Origin of the sequence: Paenibacillus sp. LjRoot56, from assembly GCF_964253335.1 — a bacterium.
Lineage (GTDB): Bacteria > Bacillota > Bacilli > Paenibacillales > NBRC-103111 > Paenibacillus_E > Paenibacillus_E allorhizoplanae.
On the sequence record NZ_CAXURV020000004.1, the window covers coordinates 1,129,219 to 1,145,894 of the forward strand.

12 protein-coding genes are annotated in these 16,676 nt (G+C 44.6%); 2 read left to right on the forward strand and 10 right to left on the reverse strand.

Features of this window, described 5'->3' with window-relative positions:
- Positions 1 to 73: 73 nt before the first annotated feature.
- Entirely contained in the window at positions 74 to 1,267 is a 1,194-nt protein-coding gene (locus ACSQ8O_RS31020) for an alpha/beta hydrolase family protein (RefSeq protein WP_436244776.1), read from the reverse strand.
- Positions 1,268 to 1,437: 170 nt separating this feature from the next.
- On the opposite strand from ACSQ8O_RS31020, the gene ACSQ8O_RS31025 reads away from it, so the two are divergent.
- Positions 1,438 to 2,268, forward strand: coding sequence for an AraC family transcriptional regulator (locus ACSQ8O_RS31025; RefSeq protein WP_436244777.1), 831 nt, complete (start codon positions 1,438 to 1,440; stop codon positions 2,266 to 2,268).
- A 62-nt stretch (positions 2,269 to 2,330) separates the two neighbouring features.
- Here the strand turns inward: ACSQ8O_RS31025 and ACSQ8O_RS31030 are convergent, their stop codons facing one another.
- Positions 2,331 to 4,232 carry a right-handed parallel beta-helix repeat-containing protein gene (locus tag ACSQ8O_RS31030; protein WP_436244778.1) on the reverse strand — a complete coding sequence of 634 codons (1,902 nt, stop codon included), beginning with the start codon at positions 4,230 to 4,232 and terminating at the stop codon, positions 2,331 to 2,333.
- A gap of 852 nt (positions 4,233 to 5,084) precedes the next feature.
- Here ACSQ8O_RS31030 and ACSQ8O_RS31035 point away from each other — a divergent pair.
- Complete coding sequence (locus ACSQ8O_RS31035) at positions 5,085 to 5,912, forward strand: helix-turn-helix domain-containing protein (protein ID WP_436244779.1); 828 nt, start codon at positions 5,085 to 5,087, stop codon at positions 5,910 to 5,912.
- Between the two features lie 22 nt (positions 5,913 to 5,934).
- Here the strand turns inward: ACSQ8O_RS31035 and ACSQ8O_RS31040 are convergent, their stop codons facing one another.
- From ACSQ8O_RS31040 to ACSQ8O_RS31075, 8 genes are all read right to left on the reverse strand, one after another.
- The gene (locus tag ACSQ8O_RS31040) at positions 5,935 to 6,639 is read right to left on the reverse strand and encodes a phytanoyl-CoA dioxygenase family protein (protein WP_436244780.1); all 705 of its coding nucleotides are present in this window, start codon (positions 6,637 to 6,639) and stop codon (positions 5,935 to 5,937) included.
- A gap of 466 nt (positions 6,640 to 7,105) precedes the next feature.
- Positions 7,106 to 7,663 carry a GNAT family N-acetyltransferase gene (locus ACSQ8O_RS31045; protein WP_436244781.1) on the reverse strand — a complete coding sequence of 186 codons (558 nt, stop codon included), beginning with the start codon at positions 7,661 to 7,663 and terminating at the stop codon, positions 7,106 to 7,108.
- Positions 7,664 to 7,731: 68 nt separating this feature from the next.
- Positions 7,732 to 9,822 carry a glycosyl hydrolase 115 family protein gene (locus ACSQ8O_RS31050; RefSeq protein WP_436244782.1) on the reverse strand — a complete coding sequence of 697 codons (2,091 nt, stop codon included), beginning with the start codon at positions 9,820 to 9,822 and terminating at the stop codon, positions 7,732 to 7,734.
- Positions 9,823 to 9,895: 73 nt separating this feature from the next.
- Complete coding sequence (locus ACSQ8O_RS31055; protein ID WP_436244783.1) at positions 9,896 to 11,221, reverse strand: ABC transporter substrate-binding protein; 1,326 nt, start codon at positions 11,219 to 11,221, stop codon at positions 9,896 to 9,898.
- A gap of 122 nt (positions 11,222 to 11,343) precedes the next feature.
- Complete coding sequence (locus ACSQ8O_RS31060) at positions 11,344 to 12,900, reverse strand: response regulator transcription factor (RefSeq protein WP_436244784.1); 1,557 nt, start codon at positions 12,898 to 12,900, stop codon at positions 11,344 to 11,346.
- Positions 12,901 to 12,931: 31 nt separating this feature from the next.
- Positions 12,932 to 14,635, reverse strand: a complete 1,704-nt coding sequence (locus ACSQ8O_RS31065; protein WP_436244785.1) for a sensor histidine kinase — start codon at positions 14,633 to 14,635, stop codon at positions 12,932 to 12,934.
- An 86-nt stretch (positions 14,636 to 14,721) separates the two neighbouring features.
- Entirely contained in the window at positions 14,722 to 15,558 is an 837-nt protein-coding gene (locus ACSQ8O_RS31070; RefSeq protein WP_082595537.1) for a carbohydrate ABC transporter permease, read from the reverse strand.
- A complete protein-coding gene (locus ACSQ8O_RS31075; RefSeq protein WP_436244786.1) occupies positions 15,558 to 16,517 on the reverse strand; it encodes a carbohydrate ABC transporter permease in 960 nt (319 codons plus the stop codon). Before ACSQ8O_RS31075 ends, ACSQ8O_RS31070 begins: the two co-directional genes overlap by 1 nt.
- Positions 16,518 to 16,676: the final 159 nt, after the last annotated feature.

A 16,676-nucleotide genomic window follows, 5' to 3' on the forward strand; every position in this document is an offset into this window, starting at 1 on the left:
CCCATCTTAATCTTCCAAATAACCGAAGGACATGTATTTTTTTACACTTAACTTGTGTTTCTTTTGAAAATGACTACTTCTGGTGCGTAAAGATATGCACAGGCGTACTAACGATATAACCGCGTTCATCTGTGATTTGAATGAAACACGCAGACGTATTTTCCTCAAGTAACGCGCGAATTTCATTTGGACCATATGCGATGTGTACTTCCTTCGTAAGCCATTCAATCTCAAACCAGTCTGATATCTCTGTCGCATATCGCAGCTCTGCCTTCACAATGGGCAGCTCTGACCTAAATACGACTACTACTTCTCCCTCGTTCACTTGTTCACGTACAATCTGTGGCAGTGCGCGCCCCCCCTTCGTCATGTAATCCGCAAAAGCATAAATCTCTGGCGGTTTCCATCCCGCTGCATGCGAGTGTCTCAGTTCGAAATGAATGCTAAGGCTGGAATTCATATTTCCATTACGCGATGCTTGATACGATTTGCTAAATAAGTGAAGCGGAAAATGAGGATCATAGCTCCAATTCACCCATAGCATGGGAATCGTAATGCGATCGAAATAAGCCGAAGGATCCCACAGTTGCTTAATCTTCTCAGTATAAGAAGGCGGCATTTGCTGAAAGCTCTTTCCATACTTATTGCTCGATTCGAATAAATAACCACACCCATAGACTGGGATGGCGAATGAAAAGCGTTCGTCCACCCCCGCAGCAATACCTGTCACGATTCCTCCCCATGAAATTCCATGCAAACCAATTTGATCGCTAGCCACATTTTCAAAAGTACGCAGAAATGAATGTGCCAGGATGACATTCGCAACGGCGTGGAACATCCACTGGTCCTCCACAGGGCTTGCATAATCCGCGAATTCGCCCTGCCGAGAAGGTCCGCTCCAGTCATGTTCTGGCCACAAACCATCCGTGTTCTTTGCTGTTGGGAGATGCCCTTCCAAATCCATGGCGATGGCTGCATAGCCTCGATCGTTCCACAGCTTTACCCATTCTTTGAAAGCAGTCCCCCCGCCTCCATGTACAAGGACTACACCTGGCACCTTAGCTCCCGATGCAGTATCAGGTATCCCGTAATAGGCAAATACACGTGTTTGCTTGCCTTGGTAAGGCAACGCCTCATACATCATGGCTTTGATCTGATCATCATCCATTTCAGGAACGGATACGACATGTGCCGCTTGATGCAGTGATTCGAGATTCCATGGCAGAGGCGGATGATTTCTGTTGTTATTTTGGCTTTCTTTTCCCATAGGTTATGACCATTCTCCCTCGCATTATCGTGCGCAAATCCTAAAGCTGCAAAAAATAAATACACACTATATAACTTTATTGAAATTATATCCCTGGACAAAACCTTCAACAATCAAAGAATATTTATGATAGTATAACAATATTAATGTGCAGAATGAGGTTGATGACAATGAAACACTTTTTCTGGCATGTCCTGACCGATATTGACTTTCAACTCCCTCTTTATCTGGTCTCGACGGGCTACTGGGTGAATCAGCCACCCGTAGTGAGAAAGGATGGCTACAAGGCTTTTCAATGGATTCAATGCTTTGATGGGCAAGGCATACTTGAAATCGAAGGAAAATCACTAACGATCTCCAGAGGACAGGGGATATTACTATACCCAGGGGTCCCTCACCGGTATTATCCCGTAGTGGAGCCATGGACGGTACAATGGGTTGAATTCAATGGCGATTTTGCTGGGCGACTTCTACAATCCTTGCAATTTAACAACTCTATGCTCCTCTTCATGACGAAGCCTGATCTCGTCGAAGCCAGAATCAATGAAATCAATCATGTATACAGTATCCGAAATCAGATCTCGAGCTATGATGGCTCCCATCTGCTGTATGGCTTGCTTATGGATTTATTCCGATATACGTCCACATCAGATACTCGCTCTAATCAGGAGCAGTTGGAGCAATTAAGACCCGTTATCGACTATATACAACAGCATTACGCTCAGCCCCTCACACTTCGGCATTTGGCCAATCAATTGGGAGTTACACCGCAATATACGTGTGTTTTATTTCAACAAACGTTAGGCACAAGGCCATTCGCCTACATCAATCAGTATCGTATTCATAAAGCCAAAGAACTTCTTCAATTATATCCTGATCTCGAAATTAGCCACATTTCTAAGAAAGTGGGCTTTGACAGTCCAAGCTATTTTATTAAGTTGTTTAAAAAAAGTGAAGGCATTACGCCAAATCATTTCCGAAGCGTGTACAAAACAACATGAAAAGGCTGTATCTCTCTGTAATAGATCTACGAGAGATACAGCCTTACTACTTTACTGTTTGGTTAATTTCGGCCAATATTCGTTCCGCTAGGTGTTCCTGCGCCGATTAAATCACTGCCAGTGGCTAGCTTCAGGAAGTTGCCTAAATTTGGAGACCCATCGGCATTCCGTGTGAGCGATGGCGTTAAACTTACGAAGTCTGCATCACTCGCTAGGAGACCTGCAGCATTGGTACTCTTCCCGCTTTTCCACCAAACATTCGAGCTAGCTACATCTGTTCCGCTCGTTTTATCACTCGAAGTTCCTTTGTAAGACAAGTTATTCGTGAACGTATGTGTGCCGGTGTCAAAAGTAAAATTGCCTTCACCATTACTAAATGATGTATTATTCGTCAGCGTAATGGAGCCAGGATTACTGTTGAAGGTGAATCCGTGTTTCTTATTAAGATAAGCCACGGAGTTCGTAACGATATGGTTAACTGCTATTTGTTCCCCGCCTAATTTATACCCGTTACCGTCGCTGCTGCTTGTCGAGTTCCCAGATGATGTTTGACCATTATGATGGGCTACGCTGTTCTTAATTGTGATCGGATCAATCGGTCCCGTATCTGATTTGGTATACAAATCCCAACCATCATCCGTGTTGTAAGATGAAATACAACCATCAAACACATTGCCAGGTCCTGTAGTCAGCTTAGCAGCGAACCCATCCGCATCTTCCCCGTTATCGGGATCGAAATTGTCGTGCGAGTACACGTTCACAATGTTATTGTTTGCTGGCCATTCACTGCGAGTTGCTGTTGACGCATAGCGACCAAGCTGAACGCCCGTATCCCGATTATCGTGGACATCCAAATTCTCCAAACGATTGTTATTGCCTGCTACATATACACCATTATCGGCAGCTCCCTTAATCTCGAGCCCCTTAATCGTCCAGTAACTGCCATTCACTTGCAATCCTCTTGCATTTAGGGATACATCCGCTAGATTATAGCTCTGTGAAGAGAAATCCAAGACTGGCTTCTCGGTTCCATAAGGCATGATTTGCTTGATTGCGCTTGCGGTACCATTATTCGCACGATCAATTGTAATTTGACTGTTGTAACTATACGTGCCACCACGTAAATAAATGACACCGCCGGGAGCTACCTTCGTAAGCGCCGAACTCAGTGTCGTTGGGCTTGTCAATGTCCCAGGGTTACTTGCAGAGCCATTTGGATCCACATAGACCGCGCCTGCCGTTGGAGGAGGTGTAGGTGACGGACTTGGTGGCACTGATGGCGAAGGTGACGGGGAGGCTGTTGGTGACGGTGATGGAGACTCTGTCGGCGCCGGTGTCGATGTTGAACCAGCGCTATCGGAAACGAGGATATCATCAAAGCTTACCGCCGCTTTGTAGCCAACTAAACCAATGCCACCCGAGCTTAGGCTCGTGTCTGTTGCTGTAAGCTGTAAGGTCCCGTTCACATACATACGAATTGTCGATCCAGCTAGTTCTAGCTTGACTGTATACCAAGTTCCTACTGCAAGTGGATAATCTAATGTTGCCAATGTCGTTGTGGAACCGCTTACTTTTTTGCGAATTTCTAGCTTCCCTCCGTTACTGTTATACAAGGATGCCGCATAGAAGTTATTTCCATCTTGATAGCGACCCGCTAGATACGCTCGATTGGATCCATTCCAATTATCAATTTTGACTTTGGATTCAACCGCATAATCCGTCCAGGACGCAGTACCAGCTGAGGCTCGACCTTCACTTGAGCTTGTTTGACGATAGACATAAGAGCCATTATCTTGAACGACCGTCCAGGTGCCATTCTGCGTGGTCCAGCCGTTTGCATTCCCATCATCAAAGTTATCGCTGAGTAGATTTGCTGCGAAGACAGAAGGAATGACCAACACGCCAGCAATCAGTGAGGATGTTATTAGTGCCGTAAGGGTATGTGCAGGTTTAAGCTTTTTCATTATTGAATCTCCTCCTTCAAGTAATTTCTTGCTTAATGAACACGTTAACATTTACTTCATACTACCACGTTAAAGTGATGGTACGCCGCTAACTAGACACCCCTCATCCCTATTACTCCCGGCTTCAAAGAGGAACTAGCCTGTATCCGAGTCACTATCCGACTATATCCAGTGATTACCAGGTGCGGCAATAATCATTTTTACATAAATTAACTTTTCATCGTAAAAATAGGTCTCTTTAACCAGGAATAATCACTACCTCAGATGATAATCATTTGGTTAGTTTTGAAGTTAGAGAGCTGCTATGAAGGTGCGTTCTCGTTAGGTTTTATATAGCCCTTCGTCACCGCGAGTACAAAGGTTTGCATCTCTAATTCAGATTCTTTCAACTCCTAACGGACATGAAAATCGCTATTTGGATTGGAAAGAGTCTTCCCTGAATCTAACGGACATGACTGCGGTTATTTGTACCTGAAAGCATGAAATAAGCAAAATTCTAGTGAATAACGGCGTTCGTGTCCGTTAGAACTTGAAAACCACTGTTTTGGAGCAAATAAGGTATGTTGTGTCCGTTAGCCAGCTTCAATTCCTCTATACGCTCATCCACTTGTACAAATCAATACCCCACTACGAACCTCAACAAACAAACAAACAAACAAACGAACAAAAACCGTTCCACTGCATCGCTCCAATAAGCGCTATGCAATGAAACGGCTCGTGCGCTTCACTCGGTCGATCTCCATGCACAAGGTGAATACTCATCCAGCTCCAAGTTCGAATATACAGCTGTTTTCCTTTTTTCAAAAAAGTTATACTTAATCCAATGAATCCCCTTAAAGGAGTGATCCATCCTTGCAGTATGAGCGCCTGCCCCTATCTTCCGGGTACACGATCCAAGAGAAATTCGCCCAATTCACTGACCATGAATTACACATGCACGATGCACTCGAGGTCAGCATAGCGTTGGACCAAGGGATGAAATACAAGATCGGAGAAGCCTGCTATTACGCGGGTCCTGGGGATATCTTTCTGCTGCGCCCCTTTGAGCCGCATTGGAATCTAACCCAAGAAGAGGGGCAGCCTAGTCGCTGGATCATGCTGCTTTTCTCTCCCTCCTTTGTCAGCTTCATACCCCGAGGTTCCAGCTTGCTTACACCTTTTTATATGACGAATACGTCACCTCTCATTCCTGCGGATTCGGTCCACGCACAAGCGGTGCAAAGATTGGCCATTGAAGCCCTCGAGGAAGCAAAGCAAGCACTTCCCGGCTGGGAACTTCAACAACAAACTTTGATGATCCAAATGCTTGTTCACATGCAGAGGTACTATATGATGCATAACCGCGATCAACTGCAAGAGGATTCCTCCGCGCACGGCATTATCCAGGCAATCGAATATCTCATGGCGCATTGGGCAGAGGACATAGATATGGACATTGTGATTGAACAATCACTCCTCAAGAAAACGTGGTTTTATACCAAATTCAGAGAAGTGACGGGCTTAACTCCGAATGAATTTATCGTTCGGTTACGGCTTCAATATGCCGGTCATATGCTTCAATCGTCAGCGAAGTCCATTACGGACATCGCCCTAACTTGTGGCTTCGGGTCAGCGAGTTATTTCAATAAAGTGTTCAAAGAGTTCCACCTCTTGACTCCAAGGGAATACCGCAAGCGTTGAACCCTTGCCGTTATTAATCCGCCTAGAGTTGGCATCCTGACAGCTTTATGCGGTCTTCCAACAACTTGCCCGTTTTTGCGTAACGGCAGTTCGCCGCTCCAACTTGGAAAGCATAGGCTCGTCTTGGCTTATCCGTATGGTTCATTTTACTATGGTGGAGCGTTTCGCGATGAAAAAATACGGCATCCCCCGGTGCCATCGGGTTGCATGGCGTTCCATTCGCCGGCTCAGCAGCACGCCTATGCCCCTCCTCTGTATTTAAATTCGGTTGCCGACCCATTAGATGGGAGCCAGGCGCGAGCCAAAGCCCTGCATTTTCCTGCGTGATCGGATCAAGCGCAATAAAACCGTTCAGCATATGACCAAGAATGTGCGTATATTGATTATCCTGATGCCACTCGAGTCCCTTCCCCTGCGGATCCACAACAGCATACATCCCCATCCAGAGCTTGACGTCATCGCCCAAAATCCGTTCAAACACACGAACGACATCCTGATTCGTCAGAAAGCTTGTTGTTTCAGGATACGTAGCTTTTTCTTTGGCGATATCGATAATCGCATGACTTTTCCATTGCCCGTCGCCTAGCGTATTCGCAAACAAGGCATTCTCATTGTTAATCGCCTCCACGGTCTCCGCAGTTATAAATCCAGGTGCATAGAAATATCCCTCCCGATAAAACTGATTGATCATTTCCTCTGTTAACTGAAAGTTCGTAACTCTTGACATCGCGACTGCCTCCTCAAGATCCCTTGATAACTTCCCTTTCATCGTACTGAATTCAGCGAGAATTTTCTTGCATTGTGAATAGCTAAAATTAGCAATTTTGTTCAGAAGCGAGATGTTTCATGGCTCATGAGAAAGAGAAACTGCCGCAGATTAGTGATCTGCGGCAGTTCAATTGAAATAGGTTGAAGCGCTCTGTTGGATTAGATGGATAAAGTACAGCTATTTTCGCGTTTTCTTCCTTCTTATATGAATTAACTGGAAAACATACAACTAAAATTAAGATTTCTTAGCAATTGTAGCAGAACCATGAAAAATAGATGGAGCTTTTCCAGTTATAATAACATTTGGGTCAAATCGAGTTGAAATAACTGGATATTTCCCATTTATTTACGAACAACCGTTTGCTCAGCTTGTTTAACCTAAGAATAAGTCTAGAGCTACTTTTACATTTCACTTATGATCATCATCATTTCAAACCATTCAAATAATCCTCAGCCAACATAGCAAACAACACGTGATCCTCACGCACGCCATTAATTTCCAACAACTTGCGAGCCAGTCCTTCTTGCCGGAAGCCTGCTTTTTCCAACACACGCATCGAGCCCAGATTACGCGGCATAACACCTGCTTCTACACGCAGTAGGCCTGCTTCCTCAAAAGCGAATTTCATGATAAGTTGAATCGCTTCAGTCATGTACCCTTTTCCATTATGCGCCTGATCCATACTGTAACCGAGAATACATTTCTGATGCGGCCCACGTTGTACCTCAAAAAGCGAAATATCACCAATGAGTTGACCCGTTTCAGTTAGAAAAATGCCGAAAGCGTATCGCTTATCTTCTTCCTTTTGTTTGATACTGTTTTCGATACTTTTCGCTTGTACTTCTCTTGTATAAAAAGATTCATTGCGCTTAGGACATACGCCCTCGAATAATTCACGATTACGCAGCATGAGGTCCAGCATATCATCTGTGTCGTCTACACCAAGAAACCGGATATAGACTCTTCCATTATTGTCATTCATGAATACCATCATCCTTTATCAAGAAGTCCTGTTATTATACGTCGGAATGAAGAATGGTTCAAATGACACTATTTTTGTTTATTAAAATAGAGCTGCAATTGGTTAGCCAGCACATCATCCGAAAGTGGATTCCGGTGTGTGTTTTCCAAGTAAATATATTTCTCTGTTTCTGGCATGAGGTATTCTTTGTACCAGTGGAAAAAGTCTGGACTATCCCCCTGCATGCGCAGGAATCGGCGCAGTGTATCTACATTATTAACGGTACTCGCGATGTTGGTTAACCAATCGGCACGATAGAAATTCGCCCACTTGCCGTGCTCGGCCAAGCGAAGTGCTTGTAAACCTTTGTTATAGCACCACATGGATTGAGAAGCAAAAACGAAGGCTTGCGCATACTGCTCATTACGTGCCGCAGCATAAGAACGGCAGAGCCAAATCAATCCTTCCGAACCCGTCTGGTGAATGACGCCTGGCAACCACAAATGGTCATGAACTCGCTGCTTGTCCTCACTATCCAACTTGCTGAGCAGCTCCTCACATTCTTTAACCCATTTAGACCAAGCAGCATGCCCCTCTTCACCTCGCTGCTCGAACCATTGTATTTGCTCAGCGAAACTCACTTCTCCCGTCGCCCACAGCAACCCGCGGTCTGCTTCACTTGTGCGCCCTTGCAGCCAATGCCCGATTAATCTTCTCGCAGGATGATGATAAAACTCGTCTCCAGCCAAATCATCACCATGAGGCCCATAAGCAATGGAGGCATCAGTATAGGTGCGATACAAATTAGAAATTTCTTCCTGATGGCTAGCAAAATAGCGATGAACAAACGCCTTCAAGTGCGTCTCAATATCCATCGTTCCTTGAACCCACAGCTCACGAATAATATCAAGCATATACACATGCTGACGAATATTCCCGCAATTGAGCAGGAGATAATCTGTACATCCCGCTTCAAAAGCGCTCTCCACTTCCTCCTTCACAAATGCAGCCGAACCTTGAAACATCGTCAAATGATTCGACGCTTGAAGGTCATGAAAGGTAACGTGGTAATAGATACCATGCTGACCACCATCATCCGCAGCAGGCAGCGCTGGCATCCGCATATTCAAATTGCCGTGCCGGCGCGAAACCATTTTGCCATACCCATTATCGGCCCAAATTTTGATCACATCGTGAGGCAATTCGATATAACCGCCTTTGTATAGCTCGGCAATTTCTCCGTATAAAGCTACACAATAGACGGGGTTATCAACAGCTTCCTTAATCATCTCGTATTGGCGATAAATAACGCGGGAAATCATTTCCCCACGCTTTGATGGTGTATCAAAGGATGGATCATTCTCCCAGAAAGGCTTATCCCCCTGACCTCTGAAGGAGAGTACCCACAGAATATTTTGATCCTTTTGCTTCTCAATGGCTTCCAGCCATAGCTTTTCAAATAATTCAGGGGCCTCTTTATAGCTGGCTGATCTCCCTGTATATGCTCTGAGGAACATTTCTGCGCCCAAAGGCTCCGCATGGTGATGGGTAATCCACAACCCCATTTCTGCTGCTAGCTCCAAATGAATGCCAGTCTTCGGTAGATCCGTCCCCGGAATCACCATATTTCCACCGCAGCGAAGCAGCGCCTCAAAAACTGGTAACCATACTTCGCGTGATGGCGGGTAAGCTTCTTTCCAACCGATGAGGCAGACCTCATCATTAACGAACCACCCTCTAAATCTAACTTTAGCAACAGGTGAGTCATACGGTTCACAATTCAAATCGATCGAAGTCCGTGACTGTATCGACTGATCCATCCAGAACCAGAATGGATGAATCCCTAACACCGTCTCGCTCACATGCAAGATACCGTAAACGAACCCCAAGTCATCATTCGCAACGATATGCAACTGCGTCTTCTCACCTTCGTGTGTAAAACGAAGTGCGAATGCTTCTAGATGCACCGCACAGTCATCGCTCTCCCGTGCATAGCGAATGACAAGCTCTGCCTGCTCCGGATCGTTGACAGTAAGTGCTTCAGCGCCGAGCACAGTCCTATAATCTCTTATAAACATTTCTAAAGCATGATGAACAGAAGAAGCTAATCGATCAGGCGAACATATTGATATCCTTCCCTCTAGTCGCATACTTGCATGGCTCTTACCCTGCGAACTCATCCCTACACCCCTATCGAAAGAAAAAATCATGACGCGTCCTAAGAAGCGACAACGCCATGATTTATGCCATCTATTATTTTTTTACTGCTGTATCATACTCTTTGGCTTTTTTCATCAATTCTTCGTAAGCTTGATCAGCTGTTGCTTTGTCGAACATGACTTTCTCTACGATCGTTTTGTAATCCTTCTTGAAGTTACCCCAACCTTGCGGTTCAGCCACGAATTTCTGTGCTGCCGGGCCTACTTTGTTGATAAAATCAACCGATGTTTTGTCAGACGCGCTGAAATTTGGTGCTAGTGTAGTAACGATTTTCGCATTTCCTGGAATACCACGTGTTAATGATAATGTTTTCCCTGCTTCTTGATCGTTAATGAACCAATCCACGAATTTCTTCGCTTCATCTTGTTGCTTGGAGCCTGCGTTCACACTCCAGAACATCCCTGGTTTTAACCAACCACCCGTTTGTCCTGCTTTCGGAAGTGTTGTAAACCCAAAAGCGTCTGGTTTAAGACCATTGATGGCGCCTACTTGGTTGGAGAAAATGTGACGAGCAAGCGCTGTTCCATTGACCACACTATCCATTTTCGGATCAAGTTCCTTGTCTGTGACCGTAATGTCAGCAGGCGTAACGATGCCAGCTTTACGCATTTCAGTTTGCTTGTTCATATATTTAATCCAAGTATCTTTGTCGATGGATAGCTTGTTATCTGTAAAAGACTGCCCTTTGCCTTGGCTAAGCTGATAAGCTGTGTAGTCTACTAAATCTGAGCTTTGATCAACGAAAACGTATTTATCTTTCCCTAGTTTGGCTTTGGCATCTTGGCCGAATTTATAATAGTCATCCCATGTCCAATCCCACGCTGGTGCCTTTAAACCTAATTTTTCGATCACCGTTTTATCGTAAGCCATGCCAAGTGCGGCAGTTCCTAACGGCATTGCGAAGAGCTTGCCATTCACTTTGCCTGATTCGATAAGTGCTTTATCCATATCTGCTACATTAATGCTTGCTAGATCAGCGACCAAATTACGTCCAACATACTCATTCAAGTATGCAGCGTCCATTTGGATAATGTCAGGGGCATTTTTCGCTGCAAACTGAACGCCGAGCTTATCGAAGTAACCGTCCCAACCCGAGAATTCGCTTTCAAAAGTAACATTCGGATGTAAGGCTGTATACTGCGTAAGTGCCTTCTGTGTCGCATCATGACGTTCTTGTGCACCCCACCAAGCAATACGAAGTTTAACCGGTGTAGCAGGTTCCGCCTTTGGTGTTGCAGCCGCTGCCGCTGATGGTTGAACCGAAGCTTTCGCTGGAGCTTCCTCCGTTTTGGATCCACAAGCAGATACAGATGCCATGACAACAAGTGATAATGCAGCAGTCATTAATTTTTTCTTCATTGTATAATTACCCCTCTCGCATATGTCGATCTCACACACTTATCGTATCGCTGAAAGCCTGAACGGTATAGGAGAGAATCGAACTGATTTCTTTCAGTTTTTGAAACAAGTGGGGAGAAAAATTACTTTTTCAGCAAATCACTAGGGTTAATTCCGCAATATTTCTTGAAAAGCGTACTGAAATATGGCACATTTTGATATCCAACCTGCTCAGAGACTTCATAAATCAACAAATTTCCTTCTAAGAGAAGAGCCTTCGCTTTCTCAAGCCTGACACGAATGACATAGTTCATAAAGGTTTCCCCTGTCACCTTTTTAAACAACTGATTCAAATAATTTTTCGAGATAAATAACTGTCCCGCCAACTCATCCATCGTAATGTCTTTCGCATAATGCTCATGAATGTACCCGAGCATGAAATCGACTGCCTCTTTATGCTTCTGGTTAATAGTTGGCTGTCGCTTCAGTCCAATGCTCTTCACCTTCGCTTGCAGGAAGCTCTCCACATCCGCACGATGAATAATCGTATCGGTTGACGTAACCAATTCGTTCTCATCCGTGGGGGTGATCGACATGTCAGCTTGCTGTGCTGCGTATTGCAGCAGCGTCCAAATTTCCGTAGCTAAGACGCGATAAAATAGCTTGGGGTCTCCGCCTTTGGCTGATGCCTCTTGCCGATTAATGAACCGTTGAATATGCGACCATAACTCTTCCTCACTGCTTTCCTGCAAAGACTGGGAAAGGTAACGAACCAGATCCACTGCACCTCGTCCTTGTTCAAATGCTTGCAACGATTCGAATGCAACGTCTGCTGACTTTTTCAAATCTTCCCATTTACTTATGCGTTCACCAACTGCGGCTTTCACCGTTAAGCCCAAATACCGCAGCATACTGCTCGTTAATGTCTCTATGAAACGCGCAGAACGTTCAAGAGATATCTCATCTGCTTCGCTGCGAGGAATATGTAGAACAAGTGCTGAATACGGCCCGAATAGCCAAATAAACGCTGATTCCGGCCATTCCTGCTGCGTCAGTTCCTTCGTGATATTGGACATGGCGAAGCGAAATAAATGCCAATCCGCCACCGAGATATCGGTAACTCGGTCTGTCTTCACCAGTTCAAGCACGACTACCTGCTGATCATAGTCTGTCCAGTACGTTGCGACAGTGGGCAGCTTCATGTCAGCCGCATTAGGCTGAAGCGTACCATTAAGCAGAGCTGCAAGCTGTTCATCTGCCATTTGTTGCTCATAGTTTTGAACAAAACGAACTAGCCGCTTTTTCTCCATTTTTTCCAGATAAAAATCTTCTAATTGCCCAATCGTCCGAAACAAGACTTCTCGAATCTGTTCGATCGTGATTGGTTTATTCAAATAATCGTCGACATCAAGTCGAATCGCTTGTCTAGCATACTCAAAGTCGGTATAACCGCTATGAATAATAAATCTGCCTTGAAAGCCCTCTCCCCGCAGTTTCTCGATCATTTCAATACCGCTAATGCCAGGCATATATAAATCCGTAATGACGATATCGGGCTCCACTTCACGGATTAATTCTAGTCCACTTTCTCCGTCAATTGCCTCTCCCGCGAATTCAGCATCCAGCTCGGCCCAAGGTATGATATGTCGTAAACCTCGTAAAACCTGAAAATCATCATCCACTATGGCTATTTTCCACATGCTCATGTACTCCCTTATGATATGAATATGGTTAATCGTCTGATAGAGGGAATCGGATGTCAACTTGAACGCCGCCTTGCTCCCGGTTACTCAGTTGTAAACTATATTGATTGCCGAATAAGGCATCCAGTCTTTCCTTCACATTACGAAGTCCATAGCCTCCGCGCTTCCTAGGCTTGTTCTGCCAGTTATCACTGAGTCCTTTGCCATTATCTGTAATGCTTACAAATAAGTTGTTCTCATCTCGATAGATGTCTATACTTATCTCAGCTTCGGAAGCGCCATGAAAGCCATGCATAAAAGCATTTTCTACGAACGGCTGCAGAAAAATCTTCGGCATCAGTGTGTTCTTACAGCTTTCATCCACTTTGATTCGATACGACATTTTATCTTCCCAACGCACCTGCTGAAATTTCAAATAGTGTTCAATATGCGCGACTTCCTCTGTTACAGCCACTAGACTATTCGTATTAGAAAGCGCTAAGCGAAACATACTCGCTACTTGCGCGAGCATCGAGCTGATCTTATTCTGCCCCGCCTCGATCGCCGTCCAGTTAATCTGATCAAGCGTATTATATAGAAAATGAGGATTAATCATCATTTGCAACGATTTCAGCTCTGCTGCCCGCTGCTGCACATGCTGCTCCCGCAGAGATTCGTAGAGGTCTTCTATTCGTTGTGTTAACTTACGATACCCATGAAATAATTTACCAAACTCATTCTTATAGTCGGTAGGTAAACCTTGGTCCTCCCCTGGTGAATACTGCCCCATGGCTCGAATCAATTGATTCATCGGTCGCATGAATCGGCGGGATAGGAATAGGGTAAGCAGCAGCACGAGCACAATCGAGGTAGCCCCGAGAAGAAGGAAGAGCTTCGCCATGCTTTTACTGCCTTTGGTCATTTCACTCCAAGAGCTTGCCTCGAAGAGTGTCCACTGAGAATCTGGTGATTTGGCCCACACGAAGAAATCATCCTCCACCCGTAAGGAACCGCTTGGCTTATCCATCTCCCCCTTCAATGTGAGTGTCGCTTGCTGCAATTTGCTGCTGTTTCCAGCATGCGTTATCAATCTGCCTGCTGCATCAAGTAACGCCATATTGGTCGTATCGTCTTCCGTTGAAATCAGATGCCGAATGCTCGATACTTTAATATTAAAAACCATTAAACTGTAATACTGGTTGCTATTATTGATGACCTTGCGGGCGAAGCTTATTACTGATTCTTCACGTCCATTGGTCATAATTTTGTGCTCGCCAAGCCAAGCGCTATCCGTTTCTAGAATACTCGGATACCATGCTTCCTTATCTAATTGCGACATCTGGAAGAACGTAACTGGACCTTGGGTATCCGATGTAAAGGGGTAATCCGAATAAACATGGATCGATTGCAGAATCGGTGTGCCGAAGACAAGATAGTTCAATTGACTCTGCAGATCCGTCTCGATTTGAAGGCGCTCATAAGCGTCCTTATTTCGTAATCGGCCGTAAAGGAGATCAACATTCTTGGCAGAGGTACCCGAGGTCTGCTCAATACCAATTAAGCTTGTGCTCATTTTCTTGCTCAATTCATTCAGCAAGCGTTGCTGATAAAAGGAAGTATTGGAAGCAATTTCGCTCGAAGTCCCCGAATAGCTAACAGCAATAACAATGCCGATCAACATAGCAATAATGACGGCTGAGCTGAAAAAATAAACCGCGATAATGCGATACGTTTTGAATGGATTTTGCAGCATATGTCTGCCCTCCGTATGATTCAACCTAAGCTCTTATGCAAAGAAAGCCGCAGCAAATGCAGCAGCTTTCCTAGTCATTCCTAAGCTTATCCTTTTAAAGCACCCGAAGCAATACCTTCGACGAAATGCTTCTGAGCTATGAAGAAAATGATCACGGCAGGCATAACAGACACTAAAGACATGGCTAACATTTGCCCCCACGGCACCGTTCCCGCTGAATCAATGAACAGCTTCAATGCTAAGTTAACCGTGTATTTATCGACGGAGTTGATATACAATAATTGACCAAAGAAATCATCCCAGTTCCAAAGGAAACAATAAATAGCGACAGTAACCAGCGCAGGCTTGGTCAATGGAATTATGATGCGCCAGTAAATACCGAACCATGAACATCCATCTATTTTCGCAGATTCATCCAACTCTTTCGGTATGGAACGAATAAATTGCACAAGCAAATAGATGAAGAAGGGGCCTCCCACACCGCCTGCGAGCAAATGAGGGACATAGAACGGTAAATACGTATTAATCCAATCAAATTTACTGAATAACACATACTGAGGTACGATCGTTACTTGTGTCGGAAGCATTAACGTCACAAGCAGAATGCCGAACCACATCTTACGAAGCGGGAAATCCAGGCGAGCAAAGGCAAAGGCAACAAGGGAACAAGATACGATACTTGTGAATAGTACGCCAATAATTAACTGAAAGTTATTGATATAAAATACACTGAAGTCATAATTAGGAACCGACACCCAGCCTTCTGTGTAGTTAGCCCATCGGAATGTATCGGGAAATAAATTCGGTGAGCGCATCTCATCATTCGTTTTGAGCGAAGCTCCTAGCCACCAGAAAACGGGATACATCATAATGATACTTGAAATTAGTAATAAAAGATGGGTCAAACCTTGGCGTCTTGCCATCATTTCCCCTTCCCTCCTTGCGTCTCATAGTAAACCCAGTATTTAGAGGTTGCGAAAATAAGCGCTGTTACCGCTGCAATAATGACCAGTAGAATCCAAGCTAGTGCTGAGGCATAACCCATTTGAAACTTCGAGAAAGCCCGCTCATACAAGTACATGACATATACATACGTTGAATTTACAGGGCCCCCATTGGTGATGATAAATGCCTGTGTGAACATCTGGAAGGAATTAATCGTTGATTGCACAAAGTTGAACAAAATGATTGGAGACAACATCGGCAGCGTAATTGTGAAAAATTGTCTTACCTTGCTAGCGCCATCTACGGAGGAGGCTTCATACAAATCCGTTGGAATTTGTTTCAGTCCTGCAAGGAAAATAATCATCGCCGATCCAAATTGCCACGCAATGAGAAGTACTAGTGTCCCTAAAGCCGTATCGGGATCAGCAATCCACGACTTACCTTGAATCCCGACAAGCGCTAAGGCTTGGTTAATAAAACCGTCTTTGCTGAAAATATTTTTCCATAGAATCGACACTGCGATACTCGTCCCGATCAATGATGGGAAGTAGATCATCGTCCGATAGAAGGAGATCCCTCTGATTTTCTTATTCAGCAGCATCGCCACCAACAGAGCAGTTACGAGCTTTAGTGGTACAGAGAATACGACGAATAGCAAGGTTACCTTGATGGACTCGCGGAAGGTATCATCCTCCATCACGATATGCTTGTAGTTCTGTGCCCCAAGCCAATGTGGCGCATCCAGCAAGGAGTAATCCGTAAACGAGTAATACAAGGACATCAATATTGGCCCTAGTGTTAACAGGAAAAAACCAATCAGCCATGGGGATAAAAAGAGGTATCCGGCCAAGGGAGATTCCCATCGGCTCAGAAACGGGATTTTCTTTTTCTTCGGTTTTGCAAGCAAACGCTCTGTTTGCAGCACGGTGCTTTCCATTAATCATTCCACTCCCTGTTCAAAGCGCTACGTGATTCGCTTGTTATCTTATAGTTTTATTATAAAAGGCATCACATATTAGTTACATTGCGCATCGAATGAAGTTCTTTCACTATTTCACAGTAAAAAAAATCGAAAAGTAAAGAAGACCCAGAGCAC

Coding starts and splice junctions, on each gene's coding strand:
- ACSQ8O_RS31060 (WP_436244784.1), bottom strand. CDS start 12,900: ATGTGGAAAATAGCCATAGTGGATGATGATTTTCAGGTTTTACGAGGT.
- ACSQ8O_RS31075 (WP_436244786.1), bottom strand. CDS start 16,517: ATGGAAAGCACCGTGCTGCAAACAGAGCGTTTGCTTGCAAAACCGAAG.
- ACSQ8O_RS31050 (WP_436244782.1), bottom strand. CDS start 9,822: ATGAGTTCGCAGGGTAAGAGCCATGCAAGTATGCGACTAGAGGGAAGG.
- ACSQ8O_RS31055 (WP_436244783.1), bottom strand. CDS start 11,221: ATGAAGAAAAAATTAATGACTGCTGCATTATCACTTGTTGTCATGGCA.
- ACSQ8O_RS31030 (WP_436244778.1), bottom strand. CDS start 4,232: ATGAAAAAGCTTAAACCTGCACATACCCTTACGGCACTAATAACATCC.
- ACSQ8O_RS31040 (WP_436244780.1), bottom strand. CDS start 6,639: ATGTCAAGAGTTACGAACTTTCAGTTAACAGAGGAAATGATCAATCAG.
- ACSQ8O_RS31045 (WP_436244781.1), bottom strand. CDS start 7,663: ATGAATGACAATAATGGAAGAGTCTATATCCGGTTTCTTGGTGTAGAC.
- ACSQ8O_RS31070 (WP_082595537.1), bottom strand. CDS start 15,558: ATGGCAAGACGCCAAGGTTTGACCCATCTTTTATTACTAATTTCAAGT.
- ACSQ8O_RS31065 (WP_436244785.1), bottom strand. CDS start 14,635: ATGCTGCAAAATCCATTCAAAACGTATCGCATTATCGCGGTTTATTTT.
- ACSQ8O_RS31020 (WP_436244776.1), bottom strand. CDS start 1,267: ATGGGAAAAGAAAGCCAAAATAACAACAGAAATCATCCGCCTCTGCCA.
- ACSQ8O_RS31025 (WP_436244777.1), top strand. CDS start 1,438: ATGAAACACTTTTTCTGGCATGTCCTGACCGATATTGACTTTCAACTC.